Genomic DNA, 19,963 nt, shown 5'->3' with positions numbered 1-19,963 from the left:
GGTGAAACGTTTCCTCCCGAAAGTTCGGGGATCTAGGGAGGAAATCCATATGCAACCGATGATGCGCGTCTTCGGGGCCGCGCTCGCGAGTTCTGCATTGGTACTGGGAAGTTCGTCGGCCGCTTTCGCGGCTCCGGAAGGGCAGCCGGAGTACCAGGCCGGCGCGATCGACTGGAAGCCGTGCACCGAGGTGCCGACGGTCGACTGCGGCTTCCTGGAGCTGCCGGTCGACTACGCCAAGCCGAACGGTGAGAAGTTCCAGTTGGCCGTCTCGCGCAGAAGGGCGAACGACCAGGCGAACAAGATCGGCTCGATGGTCATCAACCCCGGTGGCCCCGGCGGCTCCGGTGTCGACTTCTCGTTCGGCGCGGACCGCTACTTCAGCAAGGAGATCGTCGACAAGTTCGACGTCATCGGGTTCGACCCGCGTGGCGTCGCCCGCAGTCAGCCGATCAAGTGCTCGGCCGACCTGATGCAGAAGGCGCCTTCGGCCTACCCGAAGAACGCCGCCGAGTACGACCAGCTGGTCGCGTTCAACAAGGAACTGCGGGCGGACTGCCGCAAGCAGTCCGGCGCGATCTTCGACCACGCCTCGACCGCCGAGGTGGCGCAGGACATCGACGCGATCCGTCGTGCGCTGGGTGAGAAGAAGATCAACTACTACGGCGTCTCGTACGGCACGATCATGGGTCAGCACTACGCGGAGCGGTACGGCAAGAACATCCGCGCCATGATCATCGACTCGAACATGGACCACAGCCTCGGCACGTGGAAGTTCCTCGAGACCGAGGCGCGTGGCGCGGAAGACATGTTCAACGAGTGGGTCAAGTGGAGCGACCGCACGCCGACGTCGCCCTTCTACGGCAAGGACCTGCGAAAGATCTGGAATGACCTGCTCGCCAAGGCCGACCGCGGTGAGCTGAAGGACCCGAACGGCCGCGTGATCACCGCCGAGAACCTCGGTGCCAACGTGGTCGGCATGGGTTACGGCCCTGCCTTCAAGCCGTTCGCGGACTACGTCGCGAGGCTCGCGGCCGGTGCGCCGGTGTCTGCGAAGTTCGCCGAGGGTGAGACCTTCGAGAACCCGTTCGCGGGTGTCTTCTGCAACGACTACAACCTGCGCGTCAGCTCGTACGGCGAGTACAAGGCGCTCAACACCATGGAGAAGCGGGTCGCGCCGAACACGCGCGGTTCGTCGATCGGTCACGGCGCCATGATGGGCTGCGTCGGGTACCCGAAGGCCACGAACTCGCAGCGGCCGCTGAAGATCAAGAACGCGCCGAAGATCCTGCTGACCAACTCGCGCTACGACACGGCGACGGTCTACGAGTGGGCGGTCAACGCGCACCGGCAGTCCCGTGACACCACCGTCTTCGTGACCTACGAAGGCTGGGGCCACGGCGTCTACGACCGCAGCGAGTGCACGCTCAAGATCAACAACGAGTACCTCGTGTCGCTGAAGCTGCCGCGCAGCGGCACCACGTGCGCCGCGGTGGAGCCGCCAGCTCAGGAAGCGGGTGCGCTGACCGCGAAGCGCCCGGTTCCGGCTGGTCCGTTCTCGCTGCGCTGATAGTCAGGTCGCGGACTACACCTTCGGCGCATACGTCCGGGGGTGTGGTCCGCGCATGGCTGACCTCGCGGGAAGGGTGCGTGGGGTGCGCTTCGCGTTCACGGCAGCAGGTGTGGCCGTGGGTGTTCGCCGTGCTGGGCGCAGCCCACCGTGTCCAGCGATCGTGCTCGGCACGGCCGAATGCCCCGGAAGGGGGAGGCGTTGGGCTACTTCTCGTAATCAGCTCGGGGCCGTGAGGTGGCCGAATCGAGACCGTGAACCCCGCGAAACGCGGACGTAACAAGGAGCGCCCCACAGTTCACCTCCGCGAAACGTTCCACGTAAGTGGGTGAAACAGGACATCTCGATGCTCCCCTGCAACCGACGTGCAGTGGAGGTCGAAGTGGATACAGGGGACACCGCCTGGGTGCTCACCAGCGCCGCCTTGGTGCTGCTGATGACGCCGGGCCTTGCCTTCTTCTACGGAGGCATGGTCCGTTCGAAGAGCGTGCTCAACATGATGATGATGAGCTTGGGCGCCATGGCCGTGGTGGGTGTCCTCTGGGTGCTGTTCGGGTACTCGACGGCATTCGGCGCGGACGTCGCCGGCGGCCTGGTGGGCAAGCCGTTCGAGTTCTTCGGCCTTGACGGCCTGCTGGCCGCGGACTCGCTCTCGGGCAAGATCCCGAGCACGGTGTTCGTGGCGTTCCAGGCCATGTTCGCGATCATCACGGTCGCGCTGATCTCCGGCGCCATCGCCGACCGCGCCCGCTTCGGCCCGTGGCTGCTGTTCGCCGGCCTCTGGGCGACGATCGTGTACTTCCCGGTCGCGCACTGGGTGTTCGACTTCGACGGCAAGGACGAGGCCGGCAACGTCATCGACCCCGGTGGCTGGATCGCCAACAAGCTCCTCGCGATCGACTTCGCCGGTGGTACCGCGGTCCACATCAACGCCGGTGCGGCTGGTCTCGCGCTCGCGATCGTGCTCGGCAAGCGCGTCGGCTGGCCGAAGGAGCCGATGAAGCCGCACAGCCTGCCGCTGGTCGTGCTCGGCGCCGGTCTGCTGTGGTTCGGCTGGTTCGGCTTCAACGCCGGTTCGGCCCTGGGCGCCAACGGCCTCGCCGGTGTCACGTTCATCAACACGCTCGTCGCCACCTGCGCCGCGATGCTCGGCTGGCTGCTCACGGAGCGCATCCGTGACGGCAAGGCCACCACGCTCGGTGCCGCGTCCGGTGTCATCGCCGGTCTGGTCGCGATCACGCCGGCCTGTTCGTCGGTCACCCCGATCGGTGCCATCGCGATCGGCGCGATCACCGGTGCCCTCTGCGCCCTGGCCGTGTCGCTGAAGTACCGCTTCGGCTACGACGACTCGCTCGACGTCGTCGGCGTGCACCTCGTCGGTGGTCTCTCCGGCACGATCCTGATCGGCCTGTTCGCCAGCGAGTCGGCCCCGGCCAAGATCAACGGTCTGTTCTACGGCGGCGGCTTCGACCAGCTCTGGCGTCAGGCCGTCGGTGCGTTCGCGGTGCTGGGCTACTCGTTCGTGCTGAGCCTCGCGCTCGGCTACCTGGTGAAGTTCACCGTCGGCTTCCGCGCGTCGGAAGAGGCCGAGGTCGCCAGCATCGACGAAGCTGAGCACGCTGAGCGCGCCTACGAGTACGGCAGCCTCACCGGTTCCCGTGGTGCGAGCAAGGCCAGTGTGACCGCGGGCGCGACCGCGGTTCTCGAGGGGAGCAACAAGTCATGAAGCTGGTCACCGCGATCATCAAGCCGTTCACGCTGGACGACGTGAAGAGCTCCCTGGAACAGCTCGGGGTGCTGGGCATGACCGTCAGCGAGGTGCAGGGCTACGGCCGCCAGAAGGGCCACACCGAGGTCTACCGGGGCGCCGAGTACTCCGTGGACTTCGTGCCCAAGATCAAGATCGAGGTCGTCATCGACGACACCGCCGTCGAGAAGGTGCTGGAAGCGGTCGTCGAGGCCGCCCGCACCGGCAAGATCGGCGACGGCAAGGTCTGGGTCACCCCGGTCGAGACCGTTGTCCGCGTCCGCACGGGTGAACGTGGATCGGATGCGCTCTAACTGCAGTTTCTAAATTGGGGAGACGGCCCGTGGAGAACAACGAAACGGCCGTCGTCACGGCTGACGACCTGGTGCGAGCACGCGAACGCCTGCTCACGCCAGGTCGTCGTCGCTTGACCGCCGAACCGCTGCGCGAGGCACTCGTGGACCTGCACGAGTTCTGGCTCACCAAACACGCGGGGGGAGCGGGGATATCCGGATCGGGTATCGCGCTCGTGGCGGTCGGCGGGCTGGGGCGGCGCGAACTCGTGCCCTACTCCGACCTCGACCTGGTCCTGGTGCACAACGGCGTCAAGAACATCGACGAGATCGCCGAGAAGCTCTGGTACCCGCTGTGGAACTCCGGCATCGGGCTCGACCACTCGGTCCGCACGGTCGGCGAGGCGCTCAGGGTCGCCGCCGGTGATCTGCGGACCGCGCTGGGACTGCTGGACATCCGGCACATCGCCGGTGACCAGGAGGTCTCGCAGAAGCTCGCCGAGGGGGCGCGCCAGGCGTGGCGCGGCAACGTCCGCAACCGGCTGGACGAGATCGCCGAGTCGTCGCAGAAGCGCTGGGGCCGCAGCGGCGAGATCGCGCACCGCGTCGAACCCGACCTGAAGCACGGTCGCGGCGGGCTGCGGGACATCACGATCCTGGACGCGCTGTCGCTCGCGCAGCTGGTGGACCGGCCGTCCGCGGACGTCGGCGAAGCACGCAAGTTGCTGCTCGACGTGCGCACCGAACTTCGCCGCGTGGCGCGGAAACCGCGTGACGTGCTGCGGGCCCAGGACGGCGACGAGGTGGCCTCCGCGCTCGGGCTGGCCGACCGGTTCGCCTTGGCCCGTTCGCTTTCTTCTGCCGCACGCACGGTCGTCTACGCGTTCGACGTGGCGCTGCGGACCGCTCGTGCCGCCGCTCCGAAGCGCGGGCTCGGGGCCTTCCTGCGGGGCCAGCCGCCGCGCAGACCGTTGGACGAAGGCGTTGTGCTGCACGGCTCCGAGGTCTCGCTGGCCCGTGACGCGATCCCGAGCCGTGACCCGGCGTTGTTGTTGCGCGTCGCGACGGCGGCGGCGCGGAGCAAGCACCCGATCGCGGCCGGCACCCTGACCCGGCTCGCGGACTCGGCGCCGGAGCTGCGCCAGCCGTGGCCACGCGAGGCCCGCGAGGAGCTGCTGGCGTTGCTGGGCAGCGGCAGCGGGCTCGTGGACGTCGTGGAAGCGTTGGACCGCACGGGTTTGTGGGGCCGGCTGTTCCCCGAGTGGGGAGCGGTGCGGGACCTGCCGCCGCGCGACGCCGCGCACATGTGGACGGTCGACCGGCATCTCGTGCAGACGGTCGCGCACGCCGCGCGGCTGGCGACCACGGTGTCGCGGCCGGACCTGTTGCTGCTGGGCGCGTTGATCCACGACATCGGGAAGGGACGGCAGCAGGACCACTCCGAGGTCGGCGCCGCGCTCGCGACCCAGATCGGTGAGCGGCTCGGGTTGTGGCCGCAGGACGTCGAGACGTTGTCCGCGATGGTGCGCCACCACCTGTTGTTGCCGCACACCGCGACCCGGCGCGACGTCGAAGACGAGGCGACCGTGCACCGGGTGGTCGAGACGCTCGGCGGCGACGCGGTACTGCTCGAACTGCTCTACGCCCTGTCGGAGTCGGATTCTCTCGCGACCGGTCCTGGCGTGTGGACGGACTGGAAGGCGGCACTGCTCGCCGACCTGGTGGCACGCTGCCGCACGGCGATGGCCGGGGACGCGTTGCCCAAACCGGAACCGCTCGATCCCGCTCACGTGGCGATGGCGGAACGTGTTGCGGCGTCGGGGAAACCGGACGTGCTGCTGGAGAAGCAGGACCACGCGGCGATCGTGACGGTGCTGGCACCGGACCGGCCGGGCATGCTGTCCAAGGCGGCCGGTGTGCTCGCGCTGAACTCGCTGGAGGTCCACGCGGCGACGTTGCGCTCGCACGGTGGAGCGACCGTGGACGCGTTCACCGTGTCACCGCGGTTCGGCTCGCTGCCGGACGCCACGCTGCTGCGCGAACAGCTTTCCAGGGCGATCGAGGGTTCCCTGCCGCTCGCGGACAAGCTGGCCGCGAAGGAACGCGACTACGGCGGCCCGCCGCTCGACCCGCCGCCCTCGAAGGTGCTGTGGTTCGACGACGAGGCGACCGGCGCGGTGGTGCTGGAACTCCGCGCGGCCGACCGGATCGGACTGCTGCACCGCGTCGCCGGCGCACTGGAGCAGTGCGGGGCGGACGTGCGATGGGCGCGCGTGTCCACATTGGGCGCGACCGTCGTGGACTCGTTCAGCCTCGCGGGCAGCGATCTGGATCGGCGCCGAATCGAACGGGCCGTGCTCGACGCGGCCAGGTAGTAGTTGAGTAGCTCTACGCACAACCACTCCGGGTGCTCACGCTCCTGCGCACTTCTGGAACTTGGCAGTCTTTGAGGTGTCCGGAAAGCGTCCTCGAGGGGTGGAACACTTTCTGGACGGGCAGGCCCGGCCGGGGCAGGCTGACGGTGATCGTTCACGGCGCCGGGGGAGGCACCGCGTAAACCACCGACAGCGGCTCCGGCCGGTGTTTCCCCTTGTGCGCCAAAGGCTTGGGAGGGCCGTCGTGCGCAGATCCGTCTTAGTCCTGTCCACTTTGCTGACGATGGGGATGGCGGCGGCACCGGCCGTCGCCGATCCCGGTTTCACCGAGCTGAGCCGGCTTCCCGGTGACCTCGGCAGCAGGCCGTCGGTGATGAACGACGCCGGTGAGGTCGCAGGGGAGTCGATCACCGGCAACGCCCGGCACGCCGTGCGGTGGAGCCGGGACGGCAAGGCCACCAGGCTGCCGGACCTCGGCGGTGGTGAGTCGATGGTGACCGGCCTCAACAACAGCGGTACCGCGATCGGTGCCGCCGCCAGGACGACCTTCGACTGGCCGGCCGTGCGCTGGGACGGCGACCAGATCACCGTGCTGGCCACGCCGCCCGGTGTCACCGCCACGGGTGCGTGGGGGATCAGCGAGACGGGCGTCATCGTCGGTAGCGCGGTCGTCGGCCAGGAACGCAAGGCCGTGAAGTGGGTCGACAACAGGCTGACCGTGCTGGCGACCCCGCCGGGTGCCTGGACCGCCAACGCGTCCAAGGTGAACGACCGCGGTGTCATCGCGGGCACGGCGACCTTCGCGGACAACAGCGTCCACGTCGTGCGCTGGGACGCGCAGGGCCGCGTCTCCGACCTCGGCTCCTTCGGCGGGCCGGTCGAACTCCGGGCGATCAACGCCTCCGGTGTCGTCGTCGGGTCCGGGTACGACCCGCGCACGACCCAGACGCGTCCGTTCCGCAGCAACGCCTCCGGCGGGTTGGACGACCTCGGCGTCGGCTCCGGTGGGAGCGCGCGTGCGTACGACATCAACGACTTCGGTGACGTCGTGGGCGACTCCCTGACCAAGGAGCCCCGCTGGCTGCCGGAAGGCTGGCGCCCGGACGGCTCGTTCAGGTCTCTGGAGCAGGCTCCCGGCGACCCGGCCGACCTGAGCGGGAGCAGGGTGCTGGCGATCAACAACGCGGGCCTTGCAGTCGGTGAGTCGCGGGGCTTCCCGGTGCGCTGGAACAGCGACGACCAGCTCGTCGTGCTGCCGAAGAAGCCTGGTGGCGCAGCCTCGGCGTCCCTGGTCAACCGGTCCGGCCTCACCGCGGGCATCGTGCACGACGGTGGCTTCCCGCAGGCGGTTCTCTGGCGTTGAGAGCGGTTCCACGCCCTGGACAACGATGACAGGGCTGGGGCAGGCTGACTCTTCGTTGTTCTGACTGGGGAGGAACACGATGAGAATCGCATTGGTGGCTGCCGTCGCGGCGGCCTTGATCACCACGCCGGCCGCTCATGCGGCACCGGCGGTCGAGGACCTCGGCACGTTGCCGGGTGACCTCAGAAGCACCGCGCAGGACATCAACGAATCCGGTTCGATCGCCGGTGTCTCGATGGGCACCGGCACCGCGCAGCACGCAGTGCGGTGGGACCGCAACGCACCGATCAAGAAGCTCAACGATCTCGGCTTCGATTCGTGGTCGAGCGCCATCAACTCAGGCAGCAGCGTCGTCGGTTACGTCATCGACTCGGCGAGCGAGGCCCAACCGGCCCGCTGGGACGCCAGCGGCGCGTTGACCGTGCTGACGGTTCCGGGCGCGGCGGCCGGAGTCGCCTACGACATCAACGACTCCGGCACCGTCACGGGCACCGCCCGGATCAACGGGGTCAGCCACGCCGTCGTCTGGGACCGCGCGGGCACCGCGACGGTGTTCGGCGAGGGCTCCGGCCGGTTCATCACCGAGGCGGGCTGGGTGCTCGGCTTCTCCGGCGACCAGCCGGCGCGGTGGACCGACCAGGGCAACCTGTTCGTCTTCGACAGCCCCGGTGCGTTCCTCAACGGCCACAACCAGGCCGCCGACGCCATCGGCAGCGTGTCGGGCGAGGGCGTGCTCTGGGTAGGCCGCCGTCGTGCCCCGCTGGGCGCCGGCAGCAGCCCGCGCGACCTCTCGGACAACGGCTGGATCGTCGGCGTCGCCGGCAACCAGGCCGTGCGCTGGCGAGCGGAGGAGGGCACGGTCGCGCAGCCGATCGCGCCGGCCCCGTCGACCGCCAACGACATCAACAACGCCGGAACCGTCGCCGGCACCGCCGGTTCGTGGGCGGTGACCTGGTCCTCGACCGGTGTCCAGACCCAGCTCCCGGTGCCGTCGGGTGCGAACCGCAGCACGGTTTCCGGACTGAGCGAGAACGATCAGGTGATCGGTGTGGTCGGCTTCCCCGGCAACATCTACCGTGCGGCGGTATGGCGTTGATCTTCAAGGGAATTGCCGCGGCAGCCTTGCTGCTGGCCGTGTCCGCGACACCGGCGGGCGCGGAGACCTCAGTGGTGGACCTCGGCGTGCTGCCGGGTGACGTGTCCAGCGAAACCAGCGCGATCAACGCGTCAGGCGTGGTGGTCGGGAACTCCTACGCGGACATCTCGACGCCGCACGCCGTGCGCTGGGACCGTTCCGGGCGCGCCTTGCCGTTGCCCGGCCTCGGCCGCACATCGTTCGCGTACTCGGTGAACGACCAGGGTGTGGTGGTGGGTTACTCCGAGGGCGCCGACGGCCGTGCACGCGCGGTGCGTTGGGACGCGACGGGTGCGTTGCGCGAACTGGTCGTGCCGGGCGCCACCACGTCGTACGCCCGTGACGTGAACTCGGCCGGATTCGTCGCGGGCACCGCGGTGATCGACGAGGTGAGCAAGGCGGTGCGCTGGGACCCGTTCGGCAAGGCGACCGTGCTCGCTCTGCCCGCCGGCACCACGAGCGCCGCGGTGTTCGAGATCAACGACAGGGGCGAGGTCGCGGGCAACGCGTTCGGCGACGACAGCTACGCGGTGCGCTGGACGTTCTCGGGCCAGCCCGTGTCGTTCGGAGCGGGGACCAACGCGCGTGGGTTCAACTCTGCTGGCACGCTCGTGGGCCGCAAGGGCGCCACGGCGGCCCGTTGGGACCGCTCTGGCGAGACGGTGCTGGAAGGCGACACGGCCACGGACGTGAACGACCACGGCCAGGTAGTAGGCATCGCCGCCGGGCACGCCGTGAGTTGGTGCCCGTCCCGCGATCTGGGTTTGGGCGGGGCACTGCTGGTGAACAACCGTGGTGACGCGGCCGGTTTCGCCGATTCGTCCGCGGTGAAGTGGCACCAGGGCAAGACCTCGGTGCTGCCACTCCCGCCAGGCGCGACCGCCAGTTCCGTGACAGGCATGAACGACCGCGGTGCCGTGAGCGGCACCACTTTCGATGCGAATGGGGACTCACGAGCTGTTCTTTGGCGCTGAAAACCTGTGCATTCGTTCTGAAATCGGACCAAACTGAACGAACAGGAAGGTCGAAACGTCTTCTAGGACATGACCGCCGTGTTGAACACGCAGATCGCCGCCATCCGGGTGCAGCCGCGCTCGCTCGTCGTCCTCGCCGGAATCCCCGGCGCGGGCAAGACGACGCTGCTCACGCGCCTGGACGCGGACGAACCGGTCACCGTGCTCGACTCGGACCAGGTGCGGATGTGGCTGGAACCGCGCCTGCCCCTGCCGTACAAGTACTGGCGGGTCCTCGTGCACCTGACGCACCGCTCCCGCGTGTTCTGGGCGGCACTGTTCAGCACGGGCCTGCTCGTGGTCCACGAGCCGTCCACCCGCCCCGGCACCCGTTTCATGCTGGTGCTGGCCGGCCTGGTGTCGGGGCGTCCACGCCACTTCCTGTGGCTGGACGCCTCGGCAGCCCAGGCCCTGGACGGCCAGATCGCCCGCCGCCGAATCGTCCGGACCCACGCGTTCGAACGACACGTCCGCCGCGGCACCTCGATGCGCGCCCAGTTCGAGGCGGGCTGGGTGCCCTTCGGGTTCGCGACAGTGACGCTGCTCACCCGTGCGGGAACGGCCGGTGGTCTGCGCATCATGGTGTCGTGATCAAGGCGGTTCTCTTCGACTTCGCAGGCACCCTGTTCGGCCGTCCGACCTACAGGTGGCTCTCCCCGCCGCACCTCTCGGTGCTGCGCGCCCCGGCACCGTTCGTGGCACGCATGAACGCCGCGGAACGTGCCGTGTGGGACGCCCGTGACCTCACAGTGCTGGCTTCGCGCTCGGCCTACTGGACCCTGTTCCGGCTGGCAGGGCTCTCGATGCCCGACGACCTGTTCCAGCGCCTGAACAACCCGGCGTTCTGGCTGCCGTACCCCGATGCCGCTCCGGCGCTGGCTGCGGCGCGGCCGTTGAAGGTCGGGGTGCTTTCGAACATCTCCTGGGACATCCGGTCGGTGTTCTCGCGGGAGTCGCTGGCCGTGGACGCCTTTGCTCTGTCGTTCGAGATCGGCGTCTCCAAGCCGTCTGTTCGTGCTTTTCAGGCTGCTTGCGTGCGGCTCGATGTCGAGCCTGCGGAGTGTCTTTACCTCGGGGATGACCCGGTGGCGGATGGGGCGGCGGTGGCGGCTGGGTTGCGGTTCCAGCTGGTGTCCACGGCTCCGGTGGGGCGTCGTGAGCCTGTGCTGGTGGAGGCGTTGGCGCGGCACGGGATCAACTGAGCACGTCCGCCCGGTTGCGCAGGTAGGTGCCGAAGTCGGTCAACAGGTCGGCGAGCTCCCGCAACCGCGCGGCGCGCTGGGGCGAGGTCTGGTTGCCGAGCAGGTCGCTGAAGATCTCCGCCATGGCCCGGCCGGCCTGCGGGCTCTCCATCGCGACGGCCTTGTTCAGCTGGCCGATGAGCACGATGTCGTCTTCGAAGGTCATGGGACCGGCCTCAGGCTCTCGCGTGCCCGCCACTCGGCCTGGCAGGTGAAGCACGTGCCCTTGAGTCGTTGGTACTGCGGCAGTTGCGGGAAGTCCTGCTCGGTGAGTTCGAGGTCTTCGCCGCACAGGGTCTGGATCTCCTCGCCTGGGCGGGGCGGGAGTGGGTAGCTCTGCAGGCTGATGGCGTGCCGGAGTCCGGCGGCGTCCTGCCAGCGGTGCTGACGCATTAGTCTTTCTCCAATCGTTACCGCGACTAGGTGGCGGCACGAGAAATCACCCGTCGATGCTCCCGATGACCTCCTGGAGAAACGCACGCAGGTCGTCTCCGCTGGTGGCGGTGGCTCGCAATGCGTTGAAGTGCTTCACGTACTCGTTGATCTCCTCTGTGGCGCGTATTCGCAACCCCTTGGTCGGGGTCTCGGCGAGCACGATCGACTCGGCATCGAGGGTCGGATCGCCGATGATCGCGAACCCCAGGTATTGATGGGTGAGGTCGGTCGCGTCGAACTTGATCACGCCGATGTCGATGTTCGCCTGGGACGACAGGTGGATCAGGCGCTCGATCTGCACTCGCATGTCCGGCGCCGGAATGATCCTGCGGCGCAAGGCTGTCTCGTCCATGACGAACTCGAACCGCCGGCCGGAGTTGTTCAAGGTCTCCTGTCGATCAAGGCGGGCACTGACGATCTCGTCGAGAGACTCATCGGGGTCGACATCGCTGCCCATCCGGAACATCATCTCGGCGTACGGGCGGATCTGAGCCAGTCCGACGACGACGTCAGGCGAGAACACCCGCACCACGGACGCGTTCGCCTCCAGACGATGGATCTCCTGCTGCCAGCGACGGCGGCCGGGTGCCATGGCGCGCTTCCACTCGACGGCATCGGCCGTGGTGGCGGTCGCGAGCCAAGAAAGTTCGTCCCGAACCTCCCTGGACGCCTTCGTGAGCTGGGCCCACCGTTCGACGTCTTCGGGCGGAGGCAACGTTTCGCCGCGCTCGGTCTTCGACACCTTCGACTGCGACCAGTTCAACCGGCGAGCGAGTTCCGTGGTCGACAAGGCCGCGTCGATGCGCAGCGAGCGCAGGATCGACGCGAGTCGTTGACGTTCCTCGGACAGCTCGGTCATGCGATCAGTCTGGGCTCCCACTTCTCCAGGTACTCGGTCAGGCTCACGGCGTGTCGCAGGGCGAGATCCCTGATCTCCACATATGGCGCGACGTCGTCGATCAGTTCGGGGCGCAGGAAGTGACCCTCGTCGTCGTAGATCATCCGGACGGCGATCTTGCCATCGGTCAGCCAGAAGTCCTCGTGGAGGTCTCGCAGTTCTTCGCTCCAGGCGCGATTGGCGATGTAGACCTCCTCGCCCGCGGCCTGGTTCGCCTGGTAGCCGTAGAGCTCGAACTCGGAGTACTCGCACAGCGGGTAGTCGAGTACGTGTACGCGGTGCCAGCGGAGACCGCGCTCGGTGTCTCGCTTGATCTCGGCCAGCCAGTCACTCGTCTCGGGTGATTCCAGCTCGCGAACACCCGCTCGCCACCTGGCCAGGTCCTCCTCTTCCTGAGGGACCAGGTACTGGGGGAGTGTTTCCAGGCGGAAGTTGTACGTCGTGGCCGCGTCCTGGATCCGGCCCAACTCGGTCAGGTCCACGATGTTCAGGCCAATCCGGCATCGACGATGGTGCTGCGGCGCAGCCTCACTGCAACCTCATCGGGGCCGGACGGCACCGTTCCTGTTGGTACGAGCGCGCCGACGATCACAACGTGGTCCGGATCTGTGTCCGCTACCCACACGCTGGGGCACGTTTGTTTACCTTTGCAGGCTTCTTGTGACAACAGTCGGTAGTTCATCGTCCCGCCCTTCTAGTCGTGATGTCTATGTGTACACGACTAGGTCCGTTCGGGGCCATACCCCGATCGGCTGGTGACAACCCTTTACCGCAGTTCGAGGCACTTCAACGAGGCGGCGCGCAGCGGGACAGTAGGGTGGAGGCGTGTTCTCTACGCTTTCCGACCGGCTGACAACGGTTCTCCAGGGCCTTCGCGGCAAGGGCAGGCTCAGCGACGCCGACATCGACGCCACCGCGCGCGAGATCAGGGTCGCCCTGCTCGAGGCGGACGTCGCGCTGCCCGTGGTGCGCAACTTCATCTCCAAGGTGAAGGAACGCGCCAAGGGTGCCGAGGTGCACCAGGCGCTGAACCCGGCCCAGCAGGTCGTGAAGATCGTCAACGAGGAGCTCGTCAACGTCCTCGGCGGCGAGACCCGCAGGCTGAACCTCGCGAAGAACCCGCCGTCGGTGATCATGCTGGCGGGTCTGCAGGGTGCCGGTAAGACGACGCTCGCCGGCAAGCTCGCCAAGTGGCTGAAGGGCCAGGGTCACACGCCGCTGCTCGTCGCGGCCGACCTGCAGCGCCCGAACGCGGTGACGCAGCTCCAGGTCGTCGGTGAGCGCGCGGGCGTGCCCGTCTTCGCTCCCGAGCCCGGCAACGGCGTCGGCGACCCGGTCTCGGTGTCGCGCCGCGGTATCGAGGAAGCCAAGGCGAAGCAGCACGACATCGTCCTCGTCGACACGGCCGGCCGGCTCGGTGTCGACGAAGAGATGATGAAGCAGGCCATCGACATCCGGGCCGCGGTCAACCCGGACGAGGTCCTGTTCGTGGTCGACGCGATGGTCGGCCAGGACGCGATCAACACGGCCACGGCGTTCCGCGACGGCGTCGGCTTCACCGGTGTCGTTCTCACCAAGCTCGACGGCGACGCCCGCGGTGGTGCCGCGCTGTCGGTCCGCGAGGTCACCGGTCAGCCGATCCTCTTCGCGTCCAACGGCGAGAAGCTCGAGGACTTCGACGTCTTCCACCCCGACCGGATGGCTTCGCGCATCCTCGGCATGGGTGACGTCCTCACGCTGATCGAGCAGGCCGAGCAGCACTTCGACCAGGACCAGGCCGAGAAGGCCGCGGCGAAGCTGCACTCCGGTCAGTTGACGCTCGAGGACTTCCTCGAGCAGATGCTCGCGATCCGCAAGATGGGCCCGATCGCGAACCTGCTCGGCATGCTCCCCGGCGCCGGTCAGATGAAGGACCAGCTCGGGATGCTGGACGAGAAGCACCTCGACCGCATCCAGGCGATCATCCGCGGCATGACCCCGGCCGAGCGGGACGACCCGAAGATCATCAACGGCTCCCGCCGGCTGCGCATCGCGAACGGCTCCGGCGTCAAGGTCAGCGACGTCAACGACCTGGTCAACCGCTTCTTCGAGGCCCGCAAGATGATGTCGGCGATGGCCGGCCGGATGGGCTTCGGTGGCGGTGGCGGCAGCAAGACCCGCAAGGGCAAGAAGGGGAAGAAGGGCAAGGGCGGACGCGGCCCGACGCCGCCGAAGATCAAGGGCGGCTTCCCAGGCATGTTCCCCGGCGGAATGCCCGGCATGCCTCCCGGTGGGATCCCCGGCGGGATGCCCGGCCAGCTGCCCCCAGGTCTTGACGGCGGCGGCATGAACGAGCTGCCTCCCGGCTTCGACCCGACGAAGTTCAAGTTCGACAAGTGACCCAGGGAAACTGACCCGAGGAAAATGACACTGCACCTGCGCGGCGTCGTCCTGCCGGACGGCGAACCGCGAGACCTGTGGATCGTCAACGGCCGTGTCCGCACCAAGCCGGTGCCGGGCGCTACGACCGTTGTCGACGGTGGGTTCCTGGTCCCGGGCCTGGTCGACGCGCACTGTCACGTCGGCCTGGGCCCGCAGGGCGGCGTCGAGCTGACAGAGGCCGTCGAGCAGGCGCTGACGGACCGCGACGCGGGCACGTTGCTGATCCGCGACTGCGGTTCGCCGATCGACACCACGCCGTTGCAGGAGCGCCTCGACCTGCCGAGGATCATTCGGGCGGGCCGCCACATCGCCCGCCCGAAGCGCTACATCCCGTACATCGGCGTGGAGATCGAGTCCGACCTGGCCTCGGCGGTCGCGGAGCAGGTCGCGCACGGCGACGGCTGGGTGAAGCTGGTCGGCGACTGGATCGACCGCGGCGTAGGTGACCTCGCTCCACTGTGGACGGACGACGAACTGGCCGCCGCCATGAAGGTCGCCCACGACGCGGGCGCCCGCGTGACGGCCCACGTGTTCGGCGAGGACGCGCTGCCCGGCCTGATCAACGCGGGCATCGACTGCATCGAGCACGGCACGGGCCTCACCGACGACACCATCGCGCTGATGGCCGAGCAGGGCACCGCGCTCGTCCCGACGCTGATCAACATCGAGACGTTCCCCGGCATCGCGGACAAGGCCGCCAAGTACCCGTCGTACGCGGACCACATGCGCGACCTGCACGCCCGCTGCGCGGCCACAGTCGGTGCGGCCATTGAGGCAGGCGTGCCGGTCTACGCCGGCACGGACGCCGGCGGCGGCATCCAGCACGGCCGAATCGTCGACGAGATCGTCGCCCTGAACCGCGTGGGCATGACCGCCGCGGACGCCATCGGCGCCGCGTCGTGGCGTGCCCGCGAGTGGCTCGGCTTCCCCTCACTGACGGAAGGCGCGGCCGCGGACATCGTGGTCTACGACGAAGACCCGCGGGTGAACCTCGAAACGCTGCGCTCGCCGCGCATGGTCATGCTGCGGGGCCGCATCCACTAACTCTGGAACTGGGCCATCATCCCGGGTTCGTACGACCCGCCCTTCTGGTGCGTGATGACGGCCATCCGGTTGGCCGCGTTGATCAGCCCGATCAGGCAGACCAGCGCGGCGACCTGCTCGTCGTCGAAGTGCTTGCGCAGGTTCGCCCAGGTCTCGTCGCCCACGCCCTCGCGGGTGAGCAGCGTGCCCTCTTCAGCGAACGCCAGCGCCGCCTGCTCGGCCTCGGTGAAGACCGTGGTCTCCCGCCAGCCCGCCACGAGGTGCAACCGCATCGGGTCCTCGCCCGCGGCGATGGCCTCCTTGACGTGCATGTCGAGGCAGAAGCCGCAGCCGTTGAGCTGGCTGGCCCGCAGGCTGACCAGTTCGATCACGATCTTCGGCAGCGGCGACTGGTGGAGCACCTGGCTGAGGCCAGCGAACCGCTTTGCGAGCTTGGCGCCGGTCTCCGTGGTGAAGAGGTCGAAGCGCGGTTCCATGATTTCCTCCCTCGTGGGTGTGTCGAACGACCACGAGATGCCGCCGCCATGCCGGACGTGACAGCTCGTTCTTGTGACCCACGCCACTGTCACAAGCGGAGGTTCGCCGGCGTCTCGTGGAGAGACCCGTTCACCAGGAGGAGTCCATGCCGGACGTCGCGACCGACACGTTCGTCAGCCACCGCAACCTGCTCTTCACGATCGCCTACGAGATGCTCGGCTCGGCCGCCGACGCCGAGGACGTGCTGCAGGAGACGTGGCTGAAGTGGTCCGGCGTCGATCACGACGTCGTCGAGAACCACCGCGCCTACCTGGTCCGGATAGTCACCCGCCAGGCGTTGGGCCGCCTGCGCACTTTGGGCCGCCGCAAGGAGACGTACGTCGGCTCCTGGCTCCCGGAACCCCTGCTGACCACCCCGGACGTCGCCGAGGACGTCGAACTGGCCGACAGCGTGTCGATGGCGATGATGCTGGTCCTGGAAACCCTCACCCCGACTGAACGCGCGGTGTTCGTCCTGCGTGAGGTCTTCGACCTCGACTACGACGAGATCGCCGCAGCAGTCGACAAGAACGCCGCGGCCGTCCGCCAGATCGCCCACCGAGCCCGCTCGCACGTGGCCGCCCGCCGCCCCCGCGGAACAGCCTCCGCGGCTCAGGCCCGAGAAGCGCTGGCCGCCTTCCAGCACGCCGTGGCAACCGGCGATCTCCAGCGCCTGCTCGACCTGCTGGCACCCGACGTCGTGCTGCTCGGCGACGGCGGCGGCGTGAAACAGGCCGTGCCGCGCCCGATCGTGGGCGCCGACAAGGTCTCCCGCCTGCTCGCCGCGGGTCTGGCCAAGATCGCGGCACTCGGATCGCTGGAGCCGGCGCAGGTCAACGGGTTCCCGGCGCTGATCTTCCGATCCGAGGGGGAGATCGACACCGTGTTCGCGTTGCGGTTCGACGACGGGCTGATCAGTGGGATGTACGCGGTGCGGAATCCGGCGAAGCTCTCGCACATGACGGAGGAGACGGCTCTGCGTCGCTGAGGTCAGCGGCGCGTCGACCCTGGCCACGCTTGGCGCTGTCCCAACAGTTTCGCGGCCAGGTCGTCGTCGAGTTCAAGCAGCGACGACACGTGGGGGTGGGGATCCCGAAACCGGGCGGAGGTGGCCAAAATGCGAGTGTGTTCTCGGTTCGGAGGGACCTCCACCGGAACGCTGCCCGGTCCGGCACCCAATGTCTCGACCCTAACCACGCGCGGCCGCCCAAATCCCGAGAAGCACCCAGCTCAAAAGCAGCCTCAAGGTCCACCCGACCAGGCCATCTTCAAGCGGCCGGGGTTTAGCCCAGACCGCCGCATGCCGATCCGTCAAGGTGCGGAAGGGGGACACCCGGCAGGCCCCGATCTGACCATCTTTTGACCAGATGCCTGGCCGGATTTCTGTCGGTGCAGGACGCTAGCCTCGGATTCGGGGGCGGCAACACTCCCCCAAGGGGGCCCGAGGTCCCCACTCCAAGCGTATCGCGAGGCACCGACAGCGCATCGGTGCTTCAAGAGCCGTCGATCGCGAGGTGAGCTGATCATGAGAGTGTCACAGACCGTCGTGCCTCCGCTGGCAGCCGCCGCGTGACTAGATTGCAGAGCGTGAGTGAGCCGGAGTCCCCGAAGCCGGGCAAAGGCTTCATCGAGAGCGTGCGGGACATCAGCCGCAATCCGGAGCCCCAAAGGGTCGGCCAGCGCTGGGGGTTCGGCGCGTTTCTGCTGGTAGAGGCTGTTTTCATCCTCAGTGCCGTGTTCATCACGGCCGTTGCGAGGCAGTTCGGCGTCAGCCTGGTCAACTCCGTGACGTTCGTGCTGATCGGCTCGATCGTGCCGACCGTGCTCGCGGCCGCGGTGGCCATCGTGATCACGTACGTCCGGGGCAACGGGCCGAAGATCGATCTCCGGTTCAGCATGACCAAGGAAGACGTCGTCGTCGGCCTCAAGCTCGGCATCCTCGGCCTCGTCCTCACCTACGCCGCCGCCACGGTCTGGGCGAAGGTCGTCGGAGAGGAGAACGCCACCAGTGCCGTCGGCGACCTGCTGACCGGCGCGAACCTGCCGATCGCCGCCGCGATCACGATGTTCCTCTACGTCAGCCTCATCGGGCCGGTCTGCGAGGAGATCATCTACCGCGGTCTGCTGTGGGGTGCGGTCGAACGGCAGGGCTGGAGCCGCTGGGCCGCGTTCGCGCTCACGACGGTGATCTTCGCGATCGGCCACTTCGAGCCGCTGCGCACGTCGTTGCTCCTCGTGATCGCCATCCCGATCGGCATCGCCCGCCTGGTCACCCGCCGGCTCGGGGCGAGCATCGTGGCGCACGTGATGAACAACTTCCTCCCCGGACTCACGCTCCTCCTCGTCTCCGTCGGGGTCATGTGATGGACCTCAACAGCGACCTCGGCGAGGGCTTCGGCATCTGGAAGCTCGGTGACGACAACGCTCTCTTGAGCATCATCACCAGCGCGAACGTCGCGTGCGGCTTCCACGCCGGTGATCCGTCCACGATGCGCAAGGTGTGCGAGGAGGCCGCAAGAACCGGCGTCAAGATCGGCGCGCAGGTCTCCTACCGCGACCTCGCCGGCTTCGGGCGGCGCTTCATCGACGCCGATCCCATCGAGCTGGCCGACGAGGTGCTCTACCAAATCGGCGCACTGGACGCGTGCGCACGAGCAGCAGGCACCGAGGTCGTGTACGTGAAGCCGCACGGCGCCCTCTACAACGCGACGGTGCACCACGAGAAGCAGGCGGAAGCCGTGGTCAACGGCACCAAAGCGTTCGGGAGGCTGCCCATCCTCGGCCTCCCGGGTTCCCGGCTGCTGGCCAAGGCCGAGGCGACCGGATTGCGGGCCGTCCAGGAGGCGTTCGCCGATCGCGGCTACACGCCGGAAGGCACGCTGGTCCCGCGCAGCCAGCCGAACGCGCTGCTCACCGACACCGCGCAGATCATCGAACGAGCGACGAGGCTCCAAGAAGGCGAGATCGTCGCGGTCGACGGCACGGTGATCAAGACGCAGGCCGAGTCACTGTGCGTGCACGGCGACACCCCAGGGGCGGTCGAGCACGCACGGGCGGTGAAAGAAGCGCTCGGCACCGTCACCGCGTTCGTCTAGGAGCCCCGATTCGGATCCACGGGCTCCCATCTGGCACAATTGCCGTTCGTCCGCCGCGGTCGGCCCCTCTGCCCGGGCCGCGGTTGTGCGCAACACCAACACAGAGTTCAAGGAGCACCACACTCGTGGCCGTCAAGATCAAGCTTCAGCGTCTCGGCAAGATCCGCCAGCCGTACTACCGCATCGTGGTCGCCGACGCGCGCACCCGCCGCGACGGCAAGGCGATCGAGACGATCGGCAAGTACCACCCCAAGGAAGAGCCGTCGTTCATCGCGGTCGACTCCGAGCGTGCGCAGTACTGGCTGGGTGTCGGCGCGCAGCCGACCGAGTCCGTGCAGCGGATCCTCGAGATCACCGGTGACTGGCAGAAGTTCAAGGGCCTGCCCGGCGCCGAGGGCACCCTGCGTGTCAAGGAGCCGAAGACCCCGAAGGCCGAGCTCTTCGCCGCCGCGCTCGCCGCCGCGAACTCCGAGCCGATGACCGAGGCCACCACGCCGAAGGCGAAGAAGGCCAAGAAGGCCGAAGAGGCCCCGAAGGCTGACGCCGAGGCGCCCAAGGACGAGGCGTGAGTTTGTTGGCTGACGCCCTCGAACACCTCGTTCGCGGCATCGTCGACCACCCGGACGACGTCCGGGTGAACCTCGTCACGACCCGCCGCGGCCGCACCCTCGAGGTCCACGTCCACCCGGACGACCTCGGCAAGGTGATCGGCCGTGGCGGTCGTACCGCGACTGCTCTGCGCACCGTGATGGCCGGTATCGGCGGTCGCGGCGTGCGGGTCGACGTCGTCGACACCGACCGCTGAACGAACTTCAAG

At 68.1% G+C, this 19,963-nt stretch carries 22 protein-coding genes; 16 read left to right on the top strand and 6 right to left on the bottom strand.

All coding sequences use genetic code 11. The features are described 5' to 3' along the window. The first annotated feature begins 49 nt into the window (after positions 1-49). From ACIA8G_RS13850 to ACIA8G_RS13810, 9 genes are all read left to right on the top strand, one after another. Complete coding sequence (locus ACIA8G_RS13850; protein ID WP_396418791.1) at positions 50-1,570, top strand: alpha/beta fold hydrolase; 1,521 nt, start codon at positions 50-52, stop codon at positions 1,568-1,570. A gap of 382 nt (positions 1,571-1,952) precedes the next feature. After that, on the top strand, positions 1,953-3,296 hold the full coding sequence (locus ACIA8G_RS13845; protein ID WP_396418790.1) for an ammonium transporter: 1,344 nt from the start codon (positions 1,953-1,955) through the stop codon (positions 3,294-3,296). Further along, the gene (locus ACIA8G_RS13840) at positions 3,293-3,631 is read left to right on the top strand and encodes a P-II family nitrogen regulator (protein WP_396418789.1); all 339 of its coding nucleotides are present in this window, start codon (positions 3,293-3,295) and stop codon (positions 3,629-3,631) included. Before ACIA8G_RS13845 ends, ACIA8G_RS13840 begins: the two co-directional genes overlap by 4 nt. Before the next feature lie 29 nt (positions 3,632-3,660). Then, a complete protein-coding gene (locus ACIA8G_RS13835; RefSeq protein ID WP_396418788.1) occupies positions 3,661-5,985 on the top strand; it encodes a [protein-PII] uridylyltransferase in 2,325 nt (774 codons plus the stop codon). A gap of 244 nt (positions 5,986-6,229) precedes the next feature. Continuing rightward, the gene (locus ACIA8G_RS13830) at positions 6,230-7,348 is read left to right on the top strand and encodes a hypothetical protein (protein ID WP_396418787.1); all 1,119 of its coding nucleotides are present in this window, start codon (positions 6,230-6,232) and stop codon (positions 7,346-7,348) included. A gap of 79 nt (positions 7,349-7,427) precedes the next feature. After that, entirely contained in the window at positions 7,428-8,444 is a 1,017-nt protein-coding gene (locus tag ACIA8G_RS13825) for a hypothetical protein (RefSeq protein WP_396418786.1), read from the top strand. Continuing rightward, the gene (locus ACIA8G_RS13820) at positions 8,435-9,457 is read left to right on the top strand and encodes a hypothetical protein (protein WP_396418785.1); all 1,023 of its coding nucleotides are present in this window, start codon (positions 8,435-8,437) and stop codon (positions 9,455-9,457) included. The genes ACIA8G_RS13825 and ACIA8G_RS13820 overlap by 10 nt, the downstream gene beginning before the upstream one ends. 69 nt (positions 9,458-9,526) lie before the next feature. Next, positions 9,527-10,087, top strand: coding sequence for an AAA family ATPase (locus ACIA8G_RS13815; protein ID WP_396418784.1), 561 nt, complete (start codon positions 9,527-9,529; stop codon positions 10,085-10,087). Then, a complete protein-coding gene (locus tag ACIA8G_RS13810) occupies positions 10,084-10,698 on the top strand; it encodes an HAD family hydrolase (protein WP_396418783.1) in 615 nt (204 codons plus the stop codon). Before ACIA8G_RS13815 ends, ACIA8G_RS13810 begins: the two co-directional genes overlap by 4 nt. Here the strand turns inward: ACIA8G_RS13810 and ACIA8G_RS13805 are convergent. Genes ACIA8G_RS13805 through ACIA8G_RS13785 form a run of 5 tightly spaced genes read right to left on the bottom strand, consistent with a single transcriptional unit; the run spans position 10,691 to position 12,752 of the window. Then, positions 10,691-10,903, bottom strand: a complete 213-nt coding sequence (locus ACIA8G_RS13805; protein ID WP_396418782.1) for a hypothetical protein — start codon at positions 10,901-10,903, stop codon at positions 10,691-10,693. The genes ACIA8G_RS13810 and ACIA8G_RS13805 overlap by 8 nt on opposite strands. Then, a complete protein-coding gene (locus tag ACIA8G_RS13800; protein WP_396418781.1) occupies positions 10,900-11,130 on the bottom strand; it encodes a zinc finger protein in 231 nt (76 codons plus the stop codon). The genes ACIA8G_RS13805 and ACIA8G_RS13800 overlap by 4 nt, the downstream gene beginning before the upstream one ends. Before the next feature lie 46 nt (positions 11,131-11,176). Further along, the gene (locus tag ACIA8G_RS13795) at positions 11,177-12,031 is read right to left on the bottom strand and encodes a helix-turn-helix domain-containing protein (RefSeq protein WP_396418780.1); all 855 of its coding nucleotides are present in this window, start codon (positions 12,029-12,031) and stop codon (positions 11,177-11,179) included. Continuing rightward, entirely contained in the window at positions 12,028-12,552 is a 525-nt protein-coding gene (locus ACIA8G_RS13790; protein WP_396418779.1) for a DUF6879 family protein, read from the bottom strand. The genes ACIA8G_RS13795 and ACIA8G_RS13790 overlap by 4 nt, the downstream gene beginning before the upstream one ends. Positions 12,553-12,557: 5 nt before the next feature. After that, entirely contained in the window at positions 12,558-12,752 is a 195-nt protein-coding gene (locus ACIA8G_RS13785; protein ID WP_396418778.1) for a hypothetical protein, read from the bottom strand. A 143-nt stretch (positions 12,753-12,895) separates the two neighbouring features. Here ACIA8G_RS13785 and ffh point away from each other — a divergent pair, with 143 nt between their 5' ends. Together ffh and ACIA8G_RS13775 are read left to right on the top strand one after the other, a co-directional pair. Beyond that, the gene (gene ffh, locus ACIA8G_RS13780; protein WP_396418777.1) at positions 12,896-14,449 is read left to right on the top strand and encodes a signal recognition particle protein; all 1,554 of its coding nucleotides are present in this window, start codon (positions 12,896-12,898) and stop codon (positions 14,447-14,449) included. A gap of 24 nt (positions 14,450-14,473) precedes the next feature. Beyond that, the gene (locus tag ACIA8G_RS13775; protein ID WP_396418776.1) at positions 14,474-15,535 is read left to right on the top strand and encodes an amidohydrolase family protein; all 1,062 of its coding nucleotides are present in this window, start codon (positions 14,474-14,476) and stop codon (positions 15,533-15,535) included. Here the strand turns inward: ACIA8G_RS13775 and ACIA8G_RS13770 are convergent. Next, positions 15,532-16,011 carry a carboxymuconolactone decarboxylase family protein gene (locus tag ACIA8G_RS13770; protein WP_396418775.1) on the bottom strand — a complete coding sequence of 160 codons (480 nt, stop codon included), beginning with the start codon at positions 16,009-16,011 and terminating at the stop codon, positions 15,532-15,534. The genes ACIA8G_RS13775 and ACIA8G_RS13770 overlap by 4 nt on opposite strands. 146 nt (positions 16,012-16,157) lie before the next feature. On the opposite strand from ACIA8G_RS13770, the gene ACIA8G_RS13765 reads away from it, so the two are divergent. From ACIA8G_RS13765 to ACIA8G_RS13745, 5 genes are all read left to right on the top strand, one after another. Then, entirely contained in the window at positions 16,158-17,039 is an 882-nt protein-coding gene (locus ACIA8G_RS13765; protein WP_396419655.1) for an RNA polymerase sigma-70 factor, read from the top strand. Between the two features lie 599 nt (positions 17,040-17,638). Beyond that, on the top strand, positions 17,639-18,415 hold the full coding sequence (locus tag ACIA8G_RS13760; RefSeq protein ID WP_396418774.1) for a lysostaphin resistance A-like protein: 777 nt from the start codon (positions 17,639-17,641) through the stop codon (positions 18,413-18,415). Next, complete coding sequence (locus ACIA8G_RS13755) at positions 18,415-19,146, top strand: LamB/YcsF family protein (RefSeq protein ID WP_396418773.1); 732 nt, start codon at positions 18,415-18,417, stop codon at positions 19,144-19,146. The genes ACIA8G_RS13760 and ACIA8G_RS13755 overlap by 1 nt, the downstream gene beginning before the upstream one ends. 125 nt (positions 19,147-19,271) lie before the next feature. Continuing rightward, the gene (gene rpsP / locus ACIA8G_RS13750; protein ID WP_396418772.1) at positions 19,272-19,715 is read left to right on the top strand and encodes a 30S ribosomal protein S16; all 444 of its coding nucleotides are present in this window, start codon (positions 19,272-19,274) and stop codon (positions 19,713-19,715) included. Continuing rightward, positions 19,712-19,951 carry an RNA-binding protein gene (locus ACIA8G_RS13745; protein ID WP_030468017.1) on the top strand — a complete coding sequence of 80 codons (240 nt, stop codon included), beginning with the start codon at positions 19,712-19,714 and terminating at the stop codon, positions 19,949-19,951. Before rpsP ends, ACIA8G_RS13745 begins: the two co-directional genes overlap by 4 nt. Positions 19,952-19,963: the final 12 nt, after the last annotated feature.

Origin of the sequence: Lentzea sp. NPDC051213, assembly GCF_044455585.1 — a bacterium.
Classification (GTDB): domain Bacteria; phylum Actinomycetota; class Actinomycetes; order Mycobacteriales; family Pseudonocardiaceae; genus Lentzea.
The sequence above is the reverse complement of the archived record's forward strand: the minus strand, read 5'-3'. Positions and strand labels throughout refer to the sequence as shown.

Coding starts and splice junctions, on each gene's coding strand:
- ACIA8G_RS13850 (WP_396418791.1), top strand. CDS start 50: ATGCAACCGATGATGCGCGTCTTCGGGGCCGCGCTCGCGAGTTCTGCA.
- ACIA8G_RS13840 (WP_396418789.1), top strand. CDS start 3,293: ATGAAGCTGGTCACCGCGATCATCAAGCCGTTCACGCTGGACGACGTG.
- ACIA8G_RS13825 (WP_396418786.1), top strand. CDS start 7,428: ATGAGAATCGCATTGGTGGCTGCCGTCGCGGCGGCCTTGATCACCACG.
- ACIA8G_RS13820 (WP_396418785.1), top strand. CDS start 8,435: ATGGCGTTGATCTTCAAGGGAATTGCCGCGGCAGCCTTGCTGCTGGCC.
- ACIA8G_RS13815 (WP_396418784.1), top strand. CDS start 9,527: ATGACCGCCGTGTTGAACACGCAGATCGCCGCCATCCGGGTGCAGCCG.
- ACIA8G_RS13805 (WP_396418782.1), bottom strand. CDS start 10,903: ATGACCTTCGAAGACGACATCGTGCTCATCGGCCAGCTGAACAAGGCC.
- ACIA8G_RS13800 (WP_396418781.1), bottom strand. CDS start 11,130: ATGCGTCAGCACCGCTGGCAGGACGCCGCCGGACTCCGGCACGCCATC.
- ACIA8G_RS13795 (WP_396418780.1), bottom strand. CDS start 12,031: ATGACCGAGCTGTCCGAGGAACGTCAACGACTCGCGTCGATCCTGCGC.
- ACIA8G_RS13785 (WP_396418778.1), bottom strand. CDS start 12,752: ATGAACTACCGACTGTTGTCACAAGAAGCCTGCAAAGGTAAACAAACG.
- ACIA8G_RS13775 (WP_396418776.1), top strand. CDS start 14,474: ATGACACTGCACCTGCGCGGCGTCGTCCTGCCGGACGGCGAACCGCGA.
- ACIA8G_RS13770 (WP_396418775.1), bottom strand. CDS start 16,011: ATGGAACCGCGCTTCGACCTCTTCACCACGGAGACCGGCGCCAAGCTC.
- ACIA8G_RS13765 (WP_396419655.1), top strand. CDS start 16,158: ATGCCGGACGTCGCGACCGACACGTTCGTCAGCCACCGCAACCTGCTC.
- ACIA8G_RS13755 (WP_396418773.1), top strand. CDS start 18,415: ATGGACCTCAACAGCGACCTCGGCGAGGGCTTCGGCATCTGGAAGCTC.